This is a genomic window from Reyranella sp., assembly GCF_052439685.1.
Classification (GTDB): Bacteria; Pseudomonadota; Alphaproteobacteria; order Reyranellales; family Reyranellaceae; genus Reyranella.
Window position 1 is genome coordinate 262,848 of sequence record NZ_JBQVQG010000001.1, and the last position, 18,937, is coordinate 281,784.

At 63.4% G+C, this 18,937-nt stretch carries 14 protein-coding genes; 6 read left to right on the forward strand and 8 right to left on the reverse strand.

All coding sequences use genetic code 11. From position 1 onward, the window contains the following. Nucleotides 1-79: 79 nt before the first annotated feature. The 4 genes from ACT6UX_RS01265 to ACT6UX_RS01280 all read right to left on the reverse strand — a co-directional run bounded on the left by ACT6UX_RS01265 (nt 80) and on the right by ACT6UX_RS01280 (nt 4,946). Nucleotides 80-289, reverse strand: coding sequence for a hypothetical protein (locus tag ACT6UX_RS01265; RefSeq protein WP_444773322.1), 210 nt, complete (start codon nt 287-289; stop codon nt 80-82). Between the two features lie 105 nt (nt 290-394). Then, nucleotides 395-937: a hypothetical protein gene (locus tag ACT6UX_RS01270; RefSeq protein ID WP_444773323.1), complete on the reverse strand. Its 543-nt coding sequence runs from the start codon at nt 935-937 to the stop codon at nt 395-397. 70 nt (nt 938-1,007) lie between these two features. Further along, on the reverse strand, nt 1,008-1,778 hold the full coding sequence (locus ACT6UX_RS01275; RefSeq protein ID WP_444773324.1) for a SapC family protein: 771 nt from the start codon (nt 1,776-1,778) through the stop codon (nt 1,008-1,010). 63 nt (nt 1,779-1,841) lie between these two features. Next, nucleotides 1,842-4,946 (reverse strand): DUF4214 domain-containing protein, encoded by a 3,105-nt coding sequence (locus ACT6UX_RS01280; RefSeq protein WP_444773325.1) that lies wholly within the window; start codon nt 4,944-4,946, stop codon nt 1,842-1,844. A gap of 316 nt (nt 4,947-5,262) precedes the next feature. Between ACT6UX_RS01280 and ACT6UX_RS01285 the strand changes: the two genes are divergently transcribed. The 3 genes from ACT6UX_RS01285 (at nt 5,263) to ACT6UX_RS01295 (ending at nt 10,154) form a co-directional block, all read left to right on the forward strand. Then, the gene (locus ACT6UX_RS01285; RefSeq protein WP_444773326.1) at nt 5,263-6,402 is read left to right on the forward strand and encodes a class I SAM-dependent methyltransferase; all 1,140 of its coding nucleotides are present in this window, start codon (nt 5,263-5,265) and stop codon (nt 6,400-6,402) included. Then, on the forward strand, nt 6,402-9,899 hold the full coding sequence (locus ACT6UX_RS01290) for a glycosyltransferase (RefSeq protein WP_444773327.1): 3,498 nt from the start codon (nt 6,402-6,404) through the stop codon (nt 9,897-9,899). The genes ACT6UX_RS01285 and ACT6UX_RS01290 overlap by 1 nt, the downstream gene beginning before the upstream one ends. A 63-nt stretch (nt 9,900-9,962) precedes the next feature. Beyond that, nucleotides 9,963-10,154 (forward strand): hypothetical protein, encoded by a 192-nt coding sequence (locus tag ACT6UX_RS01295; RefSeq protein ID WP_444773328.1) that lies wholly within the window; start codon nt 9,963-9,965, stop codon nt 10,152-10,154. Nucleotides 10,155-10,169: 15 nt separating this feature from the next. Here ACT6UX_RS01295 and ACT6UX_RS01300 read toward each other — a convergent pair whose 3' ends face one another. Both ACT6UX_RS01300 and ACT6UX_RS01305 read right to left on the reverse strand, forming a co-directional pair. Further along, nucleotides 10,170-11,525 carry an HlyD family type I secretion periplasmic adaptor subunit gene (locus ACT6UX_RS01300; RefSeq protein ID WP_444773329.1) on the reverse strand — a complete coding sequence of 452 codons (1,356 nt, stop codon included), beginning with the start codon at nt 11,523-11,525 and terminating at the stop codon, nt 10,170-10,172. Nucleotides 11,526-11,534: 9 nt separating this feature from the next. Continuing rightward, nucleotides 11,535-13,298, reverse strand: a complete 1,764-nt coding sequence (locus ACT6UX_RS01305) for a type I secretion system permease/ATPase (protein ID WP_444773330.1) — start codon at nt 13,296-13,298, stop codon at nt 11,535-11,537. Nucleotides 13,299-13,538: 240 nt separating this feature from the next. On the opposite strand from ACT6UX_RS01305, the gene ACT6UX_RS01310 reads away from it, so the two are divergent. The 3 genes from ACT6UX_RS01310 to ACT6UX_RS01320 all read left to right on the forward strand — a co-directional run bounded on the left by ACT6UX_RS01310 (nt 13,539) and on the right by ACT6UX_RS01320 (nt 16,923). Further along, nucleotides 13,539-13,856 (forward strand): helix-turn-helix domain-containing protein, encoded by a 318-nt coding sequence (locus ACT6UX_RS01310; RefSeq protein ID WP_444773331.1) that lies wholly within the window; start codon nt 13,539-13,541, stop codon nt 13,854-13,856. 23 nt (nt 13,857-13,879) lie between these two features. Continuing rightward, nucleotides 13,880-15,484, forward strand: coding sequence for a hypothetical protein (locus ACT6UX_RS01315; RefSeq protein ID WP_444773332.1), 1,605 nt, complete (start codon nt 13,880-13,882; stop codon nt 15,482-15,484). 83 nt (nt 15,485-15,567) lie between these two features. Further along, nucleotides 15,568-16,923, forward strand: a complete 1,356-nt coding sequence (locus ACT6UX_RS01320; RefSeq protein ID WP_444773333.1) for a glycosyltransferase family 4 protein — start codon at nt 15,568-15,570, stop codon at nt 16,921-16,923. Here ACT6UX_RS01320 and ACT6UX_RS01325 read toward each other — a convergent pair. Then, nucleotides 16,920-18,146, reverse strand: a complete 1,227-nt coding sequence (locus ACT6UX_RS01325) for a glycosyltransferase (protein ID WP_444773334.1) — start codon at nt 18,144-18,146, stop codon at nt 16,920-16,922. The genes ACT6UX_RS01320 and ACT6UX_RS01325 overlap by 4 nt on opposite strands. Then, a complete protein-coding gene (locus ACT6UX_RS01330) occupies nt 18,140-18,736 on the reverse strand; it encodes a hypothetical protein (RefSeq protein ID WP_444773335.1) in 597 nt (198 codons plus the stop codon). The genes ACT6UX_RS01325 and ACT6UX_RS01330 overlap by 7 nt, the downstream gene beginning before the upstream one ends. Nucleotides 18,737-18,937 lie beyond the last annotated feature (201 nt).

Below are 18,937 nucleotides of genomic sequence, written 5' to 3' on the forward strand. Positions count from 1 at the left end.
GGCCTGTGTCGGGCCCCTGCACGGCTTCGATCGCTATTGCTGGTTTGCAGCCGTCGCAGGCCTCGAGTTCCGCAGCGAGTTACTGGACTTCGACCTTCTGCAGTTCGCCGCGAAGCGCCTGGGAGTATGCGGCCTTCGCCGTCTTGGCGATCGCAGTCAAAGTCTCCAGGCGGGCGAGTTCCTGGTCGACGACCCGGATATTCGCGATCTGCTTCTTGGCAGCGTCCGACAGGCTTTCGACGGCATGATTCTTACCATCGATCGAAATCGTCTTCGGCAGATCACTCATATGTCACCCTCTCCATTCGTTGGCTGGACCTTCAGCCTCACGGGCCTGTATGCCGCAATTCGCCGAACCCGGGGAAAGAAGGAACAATCATTTTACGCTTTCGCGTTAATTAATGACGATGTCGCTCTGTTCGGACTGCAACCACGTGGACTCCATGACGAGGTTCCAGCTGGCTGCTTCCGCATGTCCCCGGAACAGTTCGAGAAAGCGATGCAGTTCCTCGCGATTCATGCGGGCCTGGAGCAACGGCCCCGACCGGCCAAAGAGGATCAAATGAAAGCCCGGCGGGCTCGGCGCGATCGTCACCTTCACCGCCAGATGCGCGCTCTTGGTGCGCGCCGGAGCGCCGGCGGCGGCCCGGGCGGCATCCGTCTGGGGGGCAACCTGCTTCTGTGCCTTTGAAGCGCGCCCCAGCGCCTGAATATGCTCCAGCAGGATCACGTCGTCGCGTAGGGCCGCCGGGACCTTGCCGACCACCTCGTTCGATCGCTCCAGTACGTGGGCCAGGGCATTGACCAACTTCGATGTGAGCCGCCGCGTGAAATGAATCGATCGGCTCGCCTCGTTGTCGCTCACGGTGAGAACGAGGCGATCTTCCTGGGGACTATAGCCGCAGGCCAGGGACGGACGCGGGGCGGGGGTCGACATGCTGCTGGCACTCCTCACGGTTCATTCCTGGCGAGACACCGACCGACCGGAAGCCCCGGGGGTGGAATTTCTAGCTCAGGAACGAGAAGTCAATGGTCGACTGCTCAAGCGAGAGGGACTGGGATCGTTCCGTCTCCCTGCCGAGATCCGGATACATCTTCACCAGGGGCCCCCGCCACAGATTCGGCCACGACAGGAGTTGCGCATAGGCCAGCGGCAGTGCGCCGCGGCGAAGATTCGTGAAATCGACGTCGGAAAGGGCCGCGAGCTTCTGATCGTCGACGCCCTGGAGGCCGGAAATCCGTTGCCCCGGTTCACCCTGTCGCCGGATCGTGATGGTCCTGTCGGCAAGCACGCCGGCGGCGCGAAGCTGCTGGACCAGCTGCCGGGTCGCAGCCGCTTCCGACTGAACCCGCTTCAGGAGATTCACCCGGCGTTCCACGGCCGGCGACAACTTTCCGTCGATGGAGAACACAGGTTGGCCCTCGTCGCCGCTGAAATGAGGCGCGTCGGGATCGAAGGCCAGCATCAGATCCGCCCGGCCGGCGACGCTCCCGAACCGGAACGGATACCGACGCAGGTGCGCCGGCACATAGGTTCCGAGCCATCGTCCATCCTCGCCCACATAGGCGTTCTGCCCCGGCTCGAGGCCGACGAGGGCGCAGGGCATGTCCTGGCCATTGTTCGGGAAGATGATCGGAAACTCGCGCGTCGCTTCCGGAATCTCGTGCAGCACCAGCGGGATCAACGCCTCGGTCGCGGCGTAGGAGTACCCTTCGCTCTCCGTGAAACGGAGGTCCTTGTGCTTACCCGGCTGTAGAAACTCGAACCGCTTGAACATCGTTCACCCATGAAAAAGGCGGGGGAGCCGAAGCTCCCCCGCCAAATTCAACGTCCAGCCCGATTAGGCGTAGACGATGTTGAAGGTCGCCACGTTGTTGGTCTGACCGGCGAGGCCCGTCAGCGTGATCGAGCCGGTGAAGTCATCGGCACCCAGGTCGCTGATCACGAGATCGGCGCCGACATCGGTGAAGATCAGCTGACCCGCACCCGTGATGCCGAACGACGACAGGTCGAGACGGTCGCCGGCCGACGGATCCGCACCCGCATTGAACCCATCGATCGTCACGACACCGATGTTGGTTCCGACGAAGTCGAAGACTTCGCGAGCGACGTTGGCATCCGACGTCACCGTATCGGCGGCGCCGATCTTGTAGGTGACGAACTCGCCGGCGGCCAGATCGTAGTCGGCGTCGCTGACATTGAGCGTCAGGGACGACACGTCGCTCGCGGCGACGTCCTGAACACCGGAGGCATCGAGCACGGTGAAGTCCCGGAGATCGTCTTCCAGGGTGACCACCGCGGTCACACCAGAGACAGTCGCCGTCTCCAGGTTCCAGTTGCCGATCGTGCCATTCGCCTCGTCACCGATATCCAGGTCGACGTGATGGCCGGCCACGGTAACGTTGATGACGTTCGTGTTGCTCAGGTCGACCCAGGCGTTGTCGCCGGCACCGCTGCCAGCAACCACGTTGAGGGCGAAAAAGCCGTACACGTCCGTCAGTTCGACGTCAGCATTACCGGTCGTGGCTTCGACGGAGACGAGCTCCAGATCATCGAAACCTTCACCCGGCACCATATCGACCGGAGTGACGCCAGCAACGATAGTCGTGAAGTCCCACGGCCCATTGTTGATGGTTCCCGACGTTGCGCCAGTCCCGGGCGCCTGCAGAAGCGGCGACATCGGACCGAAATCCTGCCACTCAACAGTGATCGTGCTCGTGGGGAAAATGCCCACGAAGTTCGTTGCATCGATTTCACTCAATGCATCGAGCTGGTTCGCGATGTCGAAGGCAGTGCCGATGTCGTAGGCAGCACCCGGAGTGAGGAAGTTTCCGATGGTGCTGTAGGTCGTGGCCACCACACCCGCGTCAAGGTCGCCGCTGGAGAAAACGGCGTTTCCGGACGCGTTATACGTCGGGAAGCCGCTCGAACTCACGTCGACCGTGAGCTGATCGATCTGCTGCACACCGAGCACTTGCATTGTGCCCGCCATGCCCGTCATGACCAGCTCGGCATTCACCGCGGCTACCACGGAAACGGTACGCAGAGCGTCCATCCCCTCACCAGTTGCCGTATCGTCGAGTTCGACATCGACATCGCCGGCGCCGGTAGCAGTCAGTATCTCCAGTGCGCCGACATTGTCGGTGCCGAAGACGTCGAGGTAGATGTCACCGCCGGCAGCGGTCTGCACCAGATCCAGCGTCTCCAGCACGGCCGGGCCGACGATCGGGCCAAACAGCCCGTCGAGGTCCAGCTCCATGCCATCGACCGTGATGTCGAGATTGACGACATTGCCGGTGTTCAGCTCGAGCCAGTCGAGGCTGCCTTCCACGTGCATCATCAGATCGATCGGCGCATCGGCCAGCGTCAGCAGCCAGCCATTGCCGTCGAGCTCCTGGTCGAAGGCGATCGTGGTCAGATCGGCATCGAAGCCAGACAGATCGAGCGTAGCGTTGCCGTCGAGGCGGACATCGTCATCGAAGGCCAGGGTCTGGACGTTCGCGATACCGCCCGTGAAGTTGAGGCCGCTGATGTCGCTGCTGTCGAGATCCCACCAGCCGCCGGAGTCGATGGCCAGGATGTTGACGCCGTCGCCGAGGTCGGCCGAGAAGCCGCCGTCGACCGCCGCATGGTTGACTTCGATGCGATCGTCGCCGATGCCCGTGATCACGCTCGACAGGACGGTGCTGCCGCCGAGGTCGAGGTTGAGGTCGCCGGTGTAGTTGGCCGCATTCAGCGTCTGGAGGTTGACGAAGTCGTCTTCACCCTCGAGCTCGAGAATGCCCGAACCTGCGATGATCAGGTTCTCGATGTCCGCCGCCTCGTCGTCGAGGAAGAGGTACACGCCGTTGGAGACGTTCAGCTGGAGCGTGCCGATGTTGCCAACGACGCCGTCGATGTCGAGTTCGACCTGCGAGAACTCGGTGCCGACACGGTCGGCGACGACCAGCTGGTTCTCGATCTCGAGCGTGTCGTAGTCGATGTTGTAGGTCGAGTCGCGAACGTTATCCATGCCGAGGATCGGCGCGTTGCCGCCGGCGTCGACGCCCCGCACGTTGATCAGGGTCAGGTCGGCGCGCGAGTCGCGGTTCCACAGCTGCTCGTAGCCCGACGCGCGGTCGAGATCGAGGTTGCCGCTGCCGAAGATCGGGCCCGCGAAGGAGGTCAGGTTGTAGACCTCGATGCCGGTGATCGTCGGGTTCTGCGTCGTGCCCGTGTTGTTGAGCTCGGCGTTCAGCGTGTCCTCGAGACCACCGCCGGTCAGCGTGTCCGCGCCCTGAAGCGTCTGGACGGCCACGAGACCATCGATGCCGACCGCGAGGGCCGCGTTGAAGACGTTGATGCCCGGGCCACCGGTGTAGTTGTCGACACCGGTCGTCAGCTCGAACACCGTGTCGAAGGACTCAGCCACCAGCACGTCGACATGCGCCTTGGCGTCGGTCACGGCATTGGCCGACAGCCAGAAAGCGCGATCGCCGTCGAGGGCATCGGCCGCATTGCCCAGATCCTTCTCGACGGTCCAGGGCGTATCGCCGCTCAGCGCGAACTTGTCGGCGTAGTAGGCGGAAACCTCGGTCTTGCGGTCGAGGATGATCTTGTCGTCGCCCTGGGCGCCGCTCTCGATGTCGACGACGACCCGGCCCGGCGCCTTGCCGTTCAGGATCTCGTTGCGCCAGAACTCGAGGCCGGCCTGGTCGGGCGCGCGCTCGAAGACGTTCTGATAGACTTCGGTGATGAACTGGTCGATCGCGGGGACCGACTGCAGGTTCGGGGTGGCGAGGAACGCGTAGGTCGCCTTGGCTTCCGGCTGGACCGCGAAGCTATTGGCGATCTCGACGACGGACATCTGGGTCTGGCTGAGCCAGTAGTTCAGGCCCTCCGGGTCGGCACCCCGGTTGAAATACCCAACGTAAAGGGCGGCGATTTGCGCCTTGGTAGCAGCCATTTTGCGTATCTCCTCGTTTAAGTAAGCGCTGGATTTCTGGTCGAGCCGAGCAGTTCCGGGCCCCTGGCAAGCGGTCTCGAGGTATCACGGCATCAGGATTCGCCCGCTGCCGCGGCACCCACCATCCCCAAGAGGACCTTTGGACCTTTAAGAAGGTAGAGGCAGTCTTTTATACCAGCACGGTATGCGAGTCGCTTTACTCAACAGCGTAAAGATGTTTCGGGATCGCGTGCCAACCGACCGTCGTCGCGACAAACAAGCTGTGACCACCCCCGGTTCGCGAAGCGCGCCGTTTGACGTCAGCAAGGACGAGGGCATGTTTACGAACAAGATCAAAGACGTGGACATGGAAGCACTTGCCGAGCGCTCTTCGAGCTTCGTGGCGACGGCTCCGCTGGCAAATCCTTCTCCGCGGGCACCCGACGGCATCCCCGCCCCCGACGCGATCGCCGCGCGGCCCCTTCCGGACACCGCCCCGCCGGGCCTGCTGCGGCGCATCCTGAATCACCTCGATCCCTGGCGCGGAAAGAAGATGTGGGAGGCGGAGAAGGCCTTGCTCTGGGAACGGCTGGAAGGGCTCGCCGGGGATGTCCGGATGATGGGGTACCGGTATGTCGAGGAGAGCCGGGCCCGGGATGCGACCATCGCGGCGCTGAACGAGGACCTGGCGAAGCGCGACAGGGTGATCGTCCGACTGCGCGGGGATCTTCAGTTTCAACGCCGGCGCCTGAACCGCTTCGACCGCGACGAGAACCTCCCCCTCCCGCCAGACCCGCCGGCCCTCCGGCCGCGTCCCGGCGAGGACATCTACCTGGCGTTCGAGGACCGCTTCCGGGGCTCGATCGAAGACATCAAGGGCCGGCTGCGTCCCTACCTCGACAGGGTTCGGGCGCATCTGCCGGCGGTTCCGGGTCGCCCGCTGCTCGATGTCGGCTGCGGCCGCGGAGAATGGCTCGAGCTGCTGGCGGAAGCCGGTCTCGAAGCGTACGGCGTGGATACCAACGAGCATGCCGTGGCGTTCTGCGCGGAACGGGGACTGCAGGCGCGCCGCGCCGACGTCCTCACGCATCTCGGCACACTGCCCGAAGGCGCATTGGGCGCCATATCGGCCTTCCATGTGATCGAGCATCTGCCTCTCGAGGCGTTGCGCGCGTTCCTGGAGGAAGCGCGGCGCACGCTGGTCCCGGGCGGCATCCTGATGCTCGAATCTCCCAATCCGGAGAGCATCAAGGTGGGCGCCACCACGTTCCACTACGATCCGACGCACCTGCGTCCGATCCCGCCGCAGCTGGCCGACTTCTTCGCCGAACAGGCCGGCTTCGTGGATATCGAGATTCTGCGACTGAATCCCTATCCCGCCTCTTCGCTGGTCACCGAGCAGTCCGAGACGGCGTCCAAGCTGAACGAACTGATGTTCGGGCCACAGGACTACGCCGTGATTGCCCGGAAGCAGTGATGAAGTTCAAGCCGACGGCCATTCATCAGTTCCATGGCGGCTCGGCCCAGGGCGATGCCATTACCAACGGCCTGCTCTACACCCGGCAGCTCGTCCTGGAGCTGGGCTTTCCGTCGGAGATTTTCTGCCAGGACGTGGCCCCGGAACTGGCTGGCACGATCCGGTCCGCGCCCACGTTCCAGGACGATCCCGGTATCCTGCTGCTGGTGCATTTCTCCTGGGCGATCCGGTTCTTCGACTGGCTGGACGGCCTGCAATGCCGAAAGATCCTGATCTTTCACAACATAACGCCCGGGGAATACTTCTCCGAGGGCGGCGAGCTGGCCCACCTCGCAGACGTTTCCTGGCAGCAGCTCGCCACCCTCCGCCCCCGGATGACCGCGAGCCTGGCGAATTCCCGGTACAGCGCCGCCCAGCTCGGGCGGCTCGGCTACGAACGCCCCACGGCGCTGCCGCTTCTGATCGATCCCGACACGCTCGCCCGCGGCGGCGTCGACGAGGTGACCGAGAAGGCACTTCAGGCGGACGACGCCGTGAAGATTCTGTTCGTCGGCCGCATCGTCACCAACAAGAGGCAGGACCAGCTGCTGGAAGTCGTTCGGCACCTGAAGCGGGACGGTCATCCGCGCGCGCCTCATCTCTTTCTCGCCGGCGGCGTCGGCGCGGGCGACCCCTTTGGCGACGAACTCGCCGCGCGCGCCCGCGACCTGGGCATTGCCGACTGCGTCAGCTTTCTCGGCAAGGTCTCCGATGCGGAACTCCGCGCCCTCTATCGGGGATGCGACGTTTTCCTTTCGCTGAGCGAACATGAGGGCTTCTGTGTCCCCCTGATCGAAGCCATGGCGTCCGACCTGCCCGTCGTTGCGCTGGCGAGTTCGGCCGTTTCCGAGACAGTGGGTTGCGGCGGACTGCTGCTCGAGAACGACGATCCGGCGACGGTCGCGGGTGTCGTCAGGACGATTGCGGACGAACCCGAACTTCGCCGCCGTCTCATCCTGGCAGGTCGAGAGAACATCGCGCGCTTCCGGCGCGATCTCACCCTGGAGGCTCTGGCCCGCTTCCTGCGGGACGAGGGCGGCATCGACGTGACAGTGCCGATCTCGTCGCCACCGGCAGAAGCGCCGCGCTCCTGGCGACTCGAAGGTCCGTTCGACAGTTCCTACAGCCTGGCGGCCGTCAATCGCGCGCTGGCGCGGGCGCTGGACCACCAGGGCGTCGACATCGGGCTCCTCTCGACCGAGGGGCCCGGCGATTTTCCGCCCGACCCGGCCTTCCTGGAACGTGCCCCCGACATCGCGACCCTGTGGCGCCACGGGGAAGGAATGGCCCGTCCGTCCATCGGCCTTCGAAACCTCTATCCGCCGCGCGTCACGGGAATGTCCTCGGCGACGCGCGTGCTGGCGAGCTGGGGTTGGGAAGAGTCGGGCTTGCGGGCCGACTGGGTCAACGAATTCAATCGCGAGCTGAACCTCATTACGACCGTCTCCCGCTACGTTGCGGACGTGCTCCGCGGCAATGGGGTTCGCGTGCCGATCGCCGTCGTCGGCAACGGCGCCGATACCGATGCCCTCACACCGCGCCAGGAAGATCCTCGCGAGCGCGGCGCGGAGCCGTTCCGGTTCCTGCACATCTCGTCCGGCTTTCCCCGAAAGGGCATCGATGTCCTGCTGCGGGCCTGGGGGCGGGCGTTCCGCGCCGAAGACCCGGTATGCCTGGTCATCAAGACCTTCCCCAATCCCCACAACGAGACGGAGCGATGGCTGCAGGAGCTCGCGGACCGCTTTCCCGGACATGCGGCCGTCGAGTTCATCAATGACGACCTCGGCGACGATGCGATCGAGGCGCTCTACCGAGGCAGCGATGCCCTGGTCGCCCCTTCCCGCGGCGAGGGCTTCGGCCTGCCGCTCGCCGAAGCCATGCGCCATGGCCTCCCCGTCATCACGACGCGCCACGGCGGGGCTCTCGACTTCTGCTCCGATGACACGGCGTGGCTGATCGACTTCCACTACGCCTATGCCGAGAGCCATCTCGGCCTTTTCAATTCAGCCTGGGCGGAGCCTGACGAAACCGACCTCGTGCGGGCGCTGAAGGAGGTTCATGCGAGCGGAACGGCCGTTCGTGCGGCCAGGTCCGAGCGGGCGAGGCGCCTCATGGAAGGCCCCTTCACCTGGGCCAGGGTCGCGGCGCGCACCCGCGAGGCGGTCGACAGGCTCGACCAGCTGCCGGCCATAGGCAAACGCCCCCGCGTCGTTCTCGTCAGCACATGGAACGTGCGGTGCGGCATCGCCTCCTATGCGAGACATCAGACATCCGTCCTTCCTCGCGGCAGTCTCCAGGTCATGGCGAGCCATGCCGACGCCCCCCTCCAGCCGGACGAGCCTTTCGTGCAGCGCTGCTGGCGGCAGGGATGGAACGACGATCTCGCCGAACTGCAGGATGCCATCCATCGCGCCAGGCCGGACCTGGTCGTCGTGCAGTTCAATTTCGGGTTCTTCGACATCGAGGCGTTCGGACGGTTGCTCGACGGCCTGGCGGCGGACGGCATCCCCTATCATGTGGTCCTGCATTCGACGATGGACGTGGCCAAGCCCGAGCGTCGGATTTCGCTTCGCCAGATCCAGCCGTCGCTCGCCCGGGCGGCCCGGCTGCTCGTCCACGGTGTCGCCGACCTGAACCGGCTCAAGAGCCTGCAGCTCGACCCGGTGGCGACGATCATTCCTCACGGCACGCCCAGCTTCGGCATCGACGAGCGCGCCAACGTCCGGCGGAGTCTCGGTATCACCGGCAAGCGGGTGCTCGCCTGCTTCGGGTATCTTCTTCCGGACAAAGGCTTCGGCGTGCTTCTGGACGCCTTCTTTCGCCTGCGTCAGCGCCACCCGGACCTCCATCTGCTTCTCGTTACCTCTCTGTATCCCGATCCCGTCTCCGAGACGGAGGCGGACCGGTGCCGCGCCCGGATTGCGGGGCATCCGCATGGTGGGTCCGTGACGATGATGACGTCGCACCTGCAGGAGGCGCAGGCCCATGCGATGCTCCAGGCGGCGGATCTGCTGGTCTTTCCCTATCAGACGACCCAGGAGTCCTCGAGCGGTGCGGTCCGGTTCGGCCTCGCCTCCCTCAAGCCCGTCGCCTGTACGCCTCTCCCCATATTCGACGACGTTGCGTCGGTCGTGCACCGGCTGCCGGGAACCTCTGCCGATGACATCGAGCGGGGAATCGAATCGCTGCTGAACGATGGCGATCGCCTCGGCCGCCATGCCGATCGACAGGCCCGTTGGCTTGCGGAGCATGCGTGGCCGGCCGCGTCGCGTCGTTTCTGGGACATGCTGCGGGCACCGCCGGTCCATGATCTGGTGGCACGCGACCGGGGCGCCCTGTCGGGTTCAGACGGGAATGCGATAGCGCAACAAGCTTCCGCTTGTTCACCCTCTTCGCTTGAGCGAAGCGAAGTGGGCAGGCGTATGATCACCAACGCCGAGACGGACGATGATGTCTGAGGCCCCGACCGGACCCGAGGATTCCCAATGATTCGCGCTATACGCTGGTGTGGCTACGCTTGGTTGGCCAGCGTCGTCGTCCTTGGATCCGCCCTTCTGTTCATCGAATGGCTCTCGGGCGGGGCCGCGCAACTACGACAATGGCTCACTATCGAGTTCTTCGCGATATTCTGTGCGAGCCTCATACCCGGCATTGCGATGATCTTGCTGGAGGTCATCTTCGAACGCCGCCACGGGATCGACGAGGATCGTTGATCGCTCTCGCCGACGCTATCGCTCCTTGAAGGCGCGGGCGAAGTTGTTGGACAGAGGCGCCATCACATATTGAAGGACGGTGCGCTCGCCGCGTGTGATCAACACCTCGACGGGCATGCCGGCATGCAGCTTGATCTTGTCGAGCTTGTTCAGCTCGTCGGGCGCCACGACAATCCGCCCGGAATAGTAGGCGTTGGGTGACAGGGCCGGCGCGCTCGAACTCGTCACGCCCGGCTTCTGCTCCGTGACAAGACGATCCGGCGAGACATATTCGAGAGTGCCCACGACGACGGGAACCTGCTTGGCGGCGGCCGTCGTGAAACGAATATGCACCTGCTGGCCGGGGTGAACGGAGTCGACGTCCGCCGGCGAGATCTGTGCCTGGACCACCAGCCTGTCGTCCGTGGGCACGATCGTGGCGACCGTCGCCCCCGGCCCAACGACGCCTCCGACCGTTACATAAGCCAGGTTCATGACCACGCCATCGACGGGCGCCAGGATCTCGAGACGGCGGGTCTGGTCCTCCGTCATATGCAGCTTCTCGGCGGATTCGAAGAGCTTGCCCTGGACCTCGCGCAGCTCCTTCGTGATCTCCTGCTGCCGGTCGTTGACCAGCTGCATGATCTGAAGCCGCGTTTCTCCGATCTGCTGCCGCGCCTTGGCAATTGCAGAAACATGGTCGGCCGCCTCGCCATCCAACCGCGCCTGTTCGCGCTGCAGGGCAAGCAGGCGCTGCCGCGTGACGTGGCCCGCCTTGACGAGGCCTTCGATCATCTTCAGCTCGTCGACGATATAGCCGGACTGCCGCAGCTTCGACTTCTGCAACGCTTCCAGACCGACGATCTGCTCTTCGAGCTGTTGCACCCGTTGCTGCAGTATCTGGCGCTGCCCCTCGATGGCTGCCCGGCGCGCCTCGAACTGAGACTGCTGCAGCGCCATGATTTCCTGCAGCTTCCTGTCCGAGCGCCGCTCCTGCAGAACATCCGGAAACTCGATCGTCGAGCGGTCCTCGCGCTCCGCCAGCAATCGGGCCTCTATGGCCAGCTGCGCGTAACGCTCGGCGCGGATGACTTCGTCCTGCGCCTTCACGCGCGTGTCATCGAGCCGGATGAGCGGCTGCCCCTGCTTGACCGGCATGCCGTCTCGCACGGCTATCTCGGCAACGATTCCACCTTCGAGATGCTGAATCGTCCTGCGCTCGCTCTCGACCGCGATGACGCCCGGCGCGACCACGGCGCTGTCGATCGGAGCGGTGGCCGACCATGCCCCCACCCCGCCGAATACGACGATGACGATGACTGCCGCCGTCGCCAGAGGGCGCAGGGGGTTGCGTGGAGCCTGCTTCTCGGATTCGGATGCTTTTGCGGTCAAATTCTGTCCCTAGCGAATGGCCGTCGAAGGCGCCGGTACGGCCGGGCGCTGCGCGGTCGCCGCGACCGGCCGCAGAATCGCGGCCATTACTTCTTCCCGCGGACCGAAGCGCTCCATGGCGCCGTTGTTCAGGACCAGGATCTTGTCCATTCCGGTCAGGATGCTCGGACGATGCGTCACGACCACGATCGTCGCGCCGGTCTTGCGCAGGGCCGTCATGGCCTCGGCAAGCGCCGCTTCACCGGCATGATCGAGATTGGAGTTCGGCTCATCCAGGACGACCAGGCGCGGGTCGCCATACACCGCCCGCGCCAGGCCGATGCGCTGGCGCTGGCCACCGGACAGGCTCTGGCCTCCCTGACCGATGCGGGTATCGTAGCCGTCCGGGAGCTGCAGGACGAGATCATGGACCCCCGCCAGGCGCGCCGCCCTAACGACCGCCGCCGAATCCACGACGTTCATACGCGCGATGTTCTCAGCGATCGTCCCGTCGAACAGCTCCACATCCTGCGGCAGATATCCGAGATGTTTGCCCAGTTCGACACGGTCATATTGGGAAATGTCGGCGCCATCGAGCCGGACGATGCCCCGGAGGAGCGGCCAGACCCCGATCAAGGCGCGAACCAGCGTGGACTTTCCAGACGCACTCGGACCGACAATCGCCAGGGATTCTCCGGGCGCGAGTTCGAACGTCATGCCCCGGACGACATCCCTGGTAACGCCCGGCGGCGCCACGGCGACATTCGAAACGCTCACGCGTCCCATCGGCGTTGGAAGCGACATCCGCTCCATCTCTACCGGCGCAGCCTTCAGCAGCTGGTCGAGTCGTCCCCAGGCCGACCGGGCGTTCACGAACCCCTGCCAGACCGAGACAGACTGCGCGACCGGCGCGAGCGCACGCCCCATCAAGATGTTGGCCGCAAAGATCGCGCCGCCGGTTACGCTTCCCTCGATGACCAGATAAGCGCCGAGCCCGAGCACCCCGAGCTGGGCGGCACCCTGCAGAAACTTGGTTGACGCCACCACGCCACCCGCCCAGTCGCTTGCCTCTGCTTGCAGCGAAAGGGCGCGCGCGTGCTTCTGCTCCCAGCGCTTGAGCATTTCCTTGCGCATGCCCATCGCCTCGACGGCTTCGTTGTTGCGAAGATTGGCGTCGACGAAATGATGCGCATCGATGCTGTGGGTCGTTGCCGCGGCGATGTCCTTGCGGGTGCCGAATTCCTGGAGGGTGGCCAACGCAAACAGGATCACGGCGGCGGTGGAGGCGTAAATTGCGTACCAGGGATGAAGCAGAAAGAGCGCGAACAGGAAGATCGGGGTCCACGGCACATCAATGAGCGTAAGGAACCCGCTGCCCGTCGCAAACTGGCGGACGGTGTCGAGGTCCCGCAGGGGCTGCGCCGAATTCAGCTGCATCGAATGGAGGCTGCCTTTCGGCAAGCTCAGCGACACCCGGAAGACGGCGTCGAACACCCGCGGTCCCAGCCGGTCGTCGAGCAGAACCCCCACTCGCACCATCGTTCGCGAGCGCATGGCTTCCAGCGAAGCGTACACGACATACAGCATCACCGCGGCTGCCGTGATCATCCAAAGCGTCGTCTCGCTCCGGCTCGACAGCACGCGATCATACACCTGCATCATGTATATCGGAGACACGAGCATCAGAAGATTGATGAACACAGTCACCAGTGCGACACCGATGAACACACTCCGGTAAGCATGAAAGCCCGCCCAGAGTTCTGATTTTTCGGATCGAGCGGTCTTGACGGCCATGACCTTTTGGTTTTCCACAGGAAGGGCTCGGACGCCGCGCGTCGCAGCCTAGACCCTACTCCTATAGCCGTCTTTTAAGGCTTCTTTGTCGTTCGCACCGAGATTAAGCCGCAAATGTCTTTCGGCATACCGGATCGACGACGGTCCCGGGCGCGGTCAGTATTATAGTTGCTATAGTCGATACGCCACCGGCGCGGCTCACTGCCATTGCCGATGGGGTCGCTTGCAGGAGCCCAGCCCATGTACACCCACCCCCAGCACAGCGCCTCATATGACGTGAAGCAGCTCCGGCAGAATGCGGGGCGATGGCTGAAACAGCTTCGGGAAGCGCGCGGCCTGACGCAGCGCGAGCTCGCATCCATGGTCGGGCTGCACTTCTATACCTTCATCTCGCAATTGGAGTCGGGACGGGGACGCATTCCGCCCGATCGATATCAGGCCTGGGCCGAAGCGCTCGGCATTGATTCCCAGGAATTCGTCCGCGAGCTGCTGCGCTACTACGATCCAATCACCTATCGCCATCTGTTCGAGGCGCCCGCTCCTTCGCCTACGCACTAAAAGTCGAACATCCGGGTCGCTCCATGGCGATGATCATCCCGTTCTCGAAGCCAGCCCAGAAGTGCTGGTCTCAATCGGAACAGTCCGAGTTCTTGCGTGCGGTGAGCATTCTCCGCAACGCCGGCCTGCCAATCGTCACGGAAGGCGGCCTTTCCGACGAAGGTGACCCGTGGACCGTTTTCCTCCGGGAGGATACGGGCGATGTCGTCGTTCATATCTGCCGGATTGAAGGACAGGTCATAGCGGCGAGTGCGGCCAGCCCCGATATCGTTTCCGGCTCGAGCTTTCGGGTGGTGATAGACCGCATCCTGAAGAGTCAGCCACTCGTCCTGCCGACGGCTCAATCATCCGGAACCCTGTTTCTCCATCCCAGTGCCGTCATCACGGCCTTCATTGCCACCGCTTTTTCGTGGTCCTGCAGCGAAGAAGCCGGGCTCAAGCAATACGCCTGGAGTATCGACAAACATGGGCAGCTTGATCCGGTTTTGAGTGTAGCGCGCGGCGGTCCGCACCGATCGATTCTTGCCGATGCGATCGCCTCCAAGTCCGAAGCGAGCTCGACGGCGGAGGCCATCAACGCCATCTCCGGTCGCTGGGCACTCGCTGCCAGCATCGCGGCCGTCGCGTTGGCCGCAGACCTCGTGACAAAGGTGTTGCCCAACGCACCGTGGCAAGACCTGACAACGCAGTTGTCGGAAGCAGCCGCGCCGGAGTCGCAGGCCAGCACGGCAGGCGGGCTCGGGCTCCCGCCGTTCCTTCTGGCAGATGAGGGAGATCCGCTCGCAGCGTTGAGCCAGTCGTCACAAGGCACGATCGACGTGGCGGATGCCGCCGACCTGGCCATTGCTTCCCTGTCATCCCAGCGCGATTCACTTTCGATGGCGCACAATGCGATGGGGCCCGTCGACCTTCTGCGGCAGGGCGAAGCGGACCCAGAGTCGGCTCATCCGATCCCAGGCAATCCGCTGCAACCGAGTGGAGTTGACGCTCCGGCAATCATCAAGCCCGCCGGTGACGGGTCTGCCCCCGCCTACTCCGCCGGCGGACAATCCGGAGATTCCGTCCACGTCGGCTCTCCAGCGGCATCGCAATTGTCCTCCAGCCACGAGCTTCTCACGGAGGCTCACGAGTTCCTGAGTTATCTGCTCGGCCAGAGAATGGGCGTCACCCTGCCGGTGGTGCAAGACCTGTCGATGGCCGCCAATGCCCTGGCCGCAGGTCACTTGAACGGACAGGTCGGCGGCGTTGGTGATGCCGTGGCATCGTCGGACCAAAGCCATGCAACGCAGAACGACGGCGGTTACAAGCTCGTCGACGACATACTCACCTTCGCGTTCGATCACTCGAACGAATTGTCGCCATCCATGGTGGATTGGCTGTCATTCTCGCGCGGCCTGAAATCCAATGCTTTCCTGCCGCAGGCGGACCGAGTGCTGATTATCGACCTCCCCGATCTCCAGGCTGAGGCGTTCAAGTTCACGGACGGCCTCGTGATGGTCTCTCAGGAGTTCGCGGCTCGCTATTTGCCCGCAACCTCGCTGACGCCGCAGTCGCAGATCGATGTTTCCGATGGCGTTGTGCTGAAACTCATCGGCGTCATAGACATGGCTTCCGGACTTCATACGTAGCCAGACAATTCGGGCAAAAGAGGGCGAAGCATTTTTCGCTACACTTTGTTGTCCCCCTCCGTTGGGTATCGCAAACGGAGGGCATGAAGTTGTGGCTGGACGTTGACGACCTCTTCTATTTTGCCGAACGCAGCGCGCGACCTACCGGCATTCAGAGGCTAACCGGAGAAGTCTATACGGCGCTCAACTCACTTGCCGGCGACGCCATTGGCTTCGTTCGGCATGATAGCGAAGGCGGTTTCGCCATCGTAAGCTGGGCGGAAGTGGCACAGACCTATGAGAAGCTGGTCGGCGACAGCGAACCTCCTGCCACAGCCGTACGCGAGACGACGACTTACGAGGACCGGCCGTCCTGGCTGGATCGACTGGCGATTGCCTTGGGTCTTCGCCCCGCAAAACCTCCGTCGGGCGAATTTCGGACGGTCTCTTTGCCGCCAACCCTCAAGCAGTTCGCGCGGCCCGGCGACATGCTGTGCGCTCTGGGCGCGCCTTGGCACGACCCGCTGTACAAGGAGCGCGTGGAGCGTTGCAAGACCGAGACCGGCGTCCGCTTTTCGGTCTTGATCCACGATCTCATCCCGCTGATACGGCCCGAGTTCTTCGAAAAGGGACGCGCACCTCACTTCGAAGCCGTCATCGGCGGGATTCTGCCGTTGACGGATCAGGTCCTGACCAACTCCCGGGCGACGGCTGCCGACGTGACAAAGTGGTCGGCCGAGAGAGGTATCGCCTTGAAGGCGGCGCCGGAACCATTGCCCATCGGGACCGGCTTCAGCTCGCGGCGCTCGGCCGACCAGGCTGGTGTCGGGGCACTTCCTTCTTCCTTGAAGGAAGGCGATTTCGTCCTGTTTGTTTCGACCATCGAGGTCCGCAAGAACCATACCCAGGCCTTTCGAATCTGGTGCCAATTGCTTCGGGACCTGCCTGAGGCCCAAGTCCCGACGCTCGTCTTCGCCGGCAGCTGGGGCTGGATGGTGGAAGACCTGCGCAAAGCCATCGAAGCCACAAACCATCTGAACGGGAAGCTGCAGATCATCTTGTCTCCCGATGATGCGACCCTGGCGTCCCTCTACAAAGGCTGTCGGTTCTCGTTGTACCTGTCGCACTATGAGGGCTGGGGGCTGCCCGTCTCCGACAGCCTGGCATACGGCAAGCCGTGCGTTGCTTCCGATCGCGCATCCATACCCGAAGCCGGTGGTCGCTTTTGCGTGTACGTCGATCCCGACAATACGACGGGCGCTACGGGGGTCGTGCGGTCTCTCCTGACCGATCCGGCTCTTCTTGCGCGTCTGGAAGCCGATCTCAAGGCCGAGTTCGTGCCGACAAGTTGGACAGACACAGCCCGATCCCTTCTCGACCTCGTATCACCTCGCCAATGCCGGGCGAGCGCCGATTCCAGCACTGGGCATTCCGCCGGCCAGAAGTACGCGGGCGACTAAAGCTTGATCGCGCAAGGGCCCGGGACGGCCTTCAAAAGGCGAGACAGCAAGGGCTGCAATCCATCCAATTGCCGTTTGCGCGCGTGCATTGCAGCTCGCTCTTCGAGCTGAGAGAGACCACTTATAGCCGCTGCAATGGCATCAGCGATCCCGCGCGGATCCAAGCGCTCGATCGGTACAGCGCGCCCCTCCGCGAACGCGTCTTCCGCAAACGTGCATTCACGAGGTGCAATGACAGGCTTACCAAGCTGCTCGGCTTCATTGAATACTCCGGATCCGCGCGACCGGTACACCTCCGGCGCATAGGGCAGCAGGAGAATATCCGCGGCAGCAATGAATTCCTGGTATCCTTGTGTACTCAGAACCCCGTTGTGCACGCTTACGCCGGGGCCCATGGCCGACAATCTTCGAAAAGTTTCATGATCCTGCACGGTATCTCGCCGATCAATGAAGCCGTGGACCCGGAACACCACACTGTCATCACTGGTCGTTGCCAGAGAAAGCGCATCCGGCAGCAAGGCGTATCCTTTGCCGATGTTGGCATGTCCAACGCACGCAACGATGGCACCACGCGAACGAGCAACGTGGTCGCGCCTGGCCGGCGCGATTGCATTAGCCAATGCGCTCGGGCCCGGCCGGCGTTCGAGCGGAAAAGGCAAGCAACTCTCGAGCAACCTCTTGGCAGCCATCGTTTCGCAACACGCGTGCACTTGGCCGCGAGAGCTCAGAACCGCCTCCAGCGAGGCACCAGCCACTCGGAACTCTGCCTGGGCCTGCTCGCTGTCAGGTGGATAGAGAAACCATGCCAGGATGTTCGGTTGCCAGCCGCCGATGCTCTTGATGCAAAGGGAAGTCGCGTACAGCAGGACCTGATCGCAAGTCGGAAGTATCAAGAGGTCTGGGCGGGTCCAGCGCACCATCCGGTAGAGGTCCTTTGAGATGGCCCTCGCCCGTCGCTCGAACTCGGGCATCCCCGTGTCCGTTCTGCCATAGATGGACTCGGAGAAGCAGCGTTCGCCTTTCAAGGCGCCTATGACGTTCGAATCCGCCTTCGCAGAGCATAGAATTCTGCAGTCTACCCCGGCCGCGGCAATCTCCGCCGCAAGCCGCTCGGCCGCGGAATAGTGATGCCCTCCAATTCCCTGCAGGGCCGGATCTATGATCGTCGCCGTCCGCTTCGGTCTCCATCTGGTAGCCAGCGCCAGCAAGTCCGCGACTAACACGCGTACCTCCTCGCGATACCCAGATCTCCTATCGACACCGCCAGTTTGAGCCAGGCGCTTGCATGGGTCGGATTGAACAGGTGCTCTTGAGGAGCTCGGACGACAAGGGACGGAAGGATGAAGAGGCGCGCGCCTTGCTCGATGATGTTTTCGTTGAACGCGACATGTTCCGCTCGTTCTCGGCCGATCGCATCCTCGCCGCTATAAAGAGCTGTCTTCGTGAAGCACATCTTATAGATCGCAAGCCCGCCAAATGCCGAGGTGACCGGGATCGGACTTTCTTCTTTGGCTATTCGGAGTTGCTTTGGGTAGACGTGCCGGAGCTTAGCGAGCTCGAATGGGTACCACCGATGCCGATTCCAGATGGCATGCCAAACGTCATAGGGGCACCAACTCGGATGCCGCAATGCCCAGACATCATAGTATTGAGGAATGGCATTGGCGAATACACCCGCCCGCCGATCGTCGGCATCGAGCCAGTCACTCGCCTCGGCAAATGCGAGATCACACACGGGGTCGACTAGAACGTTGTCGAAATCCAACACGACCAGGTGATCGAAGTCGGGATACGCCGAGCGCAAGTGCGACATGCACGCGTTTCGCGCCATGGCAATCCGAACCGTTCGCCGTGGTTCATCCTTCTCAAGGCATGTCATGTCGATGACGTGTCCTGATCGGCCGTCTGCTACCCAGCTGCTAAGAGTTTCAAGAGTGCCGTCATTGCTCTCGCCGACGGCCAGGACATAACGTATCGCTTCATAGGCGTGCTCAAGGCGAAGCAGGTTAGGCAG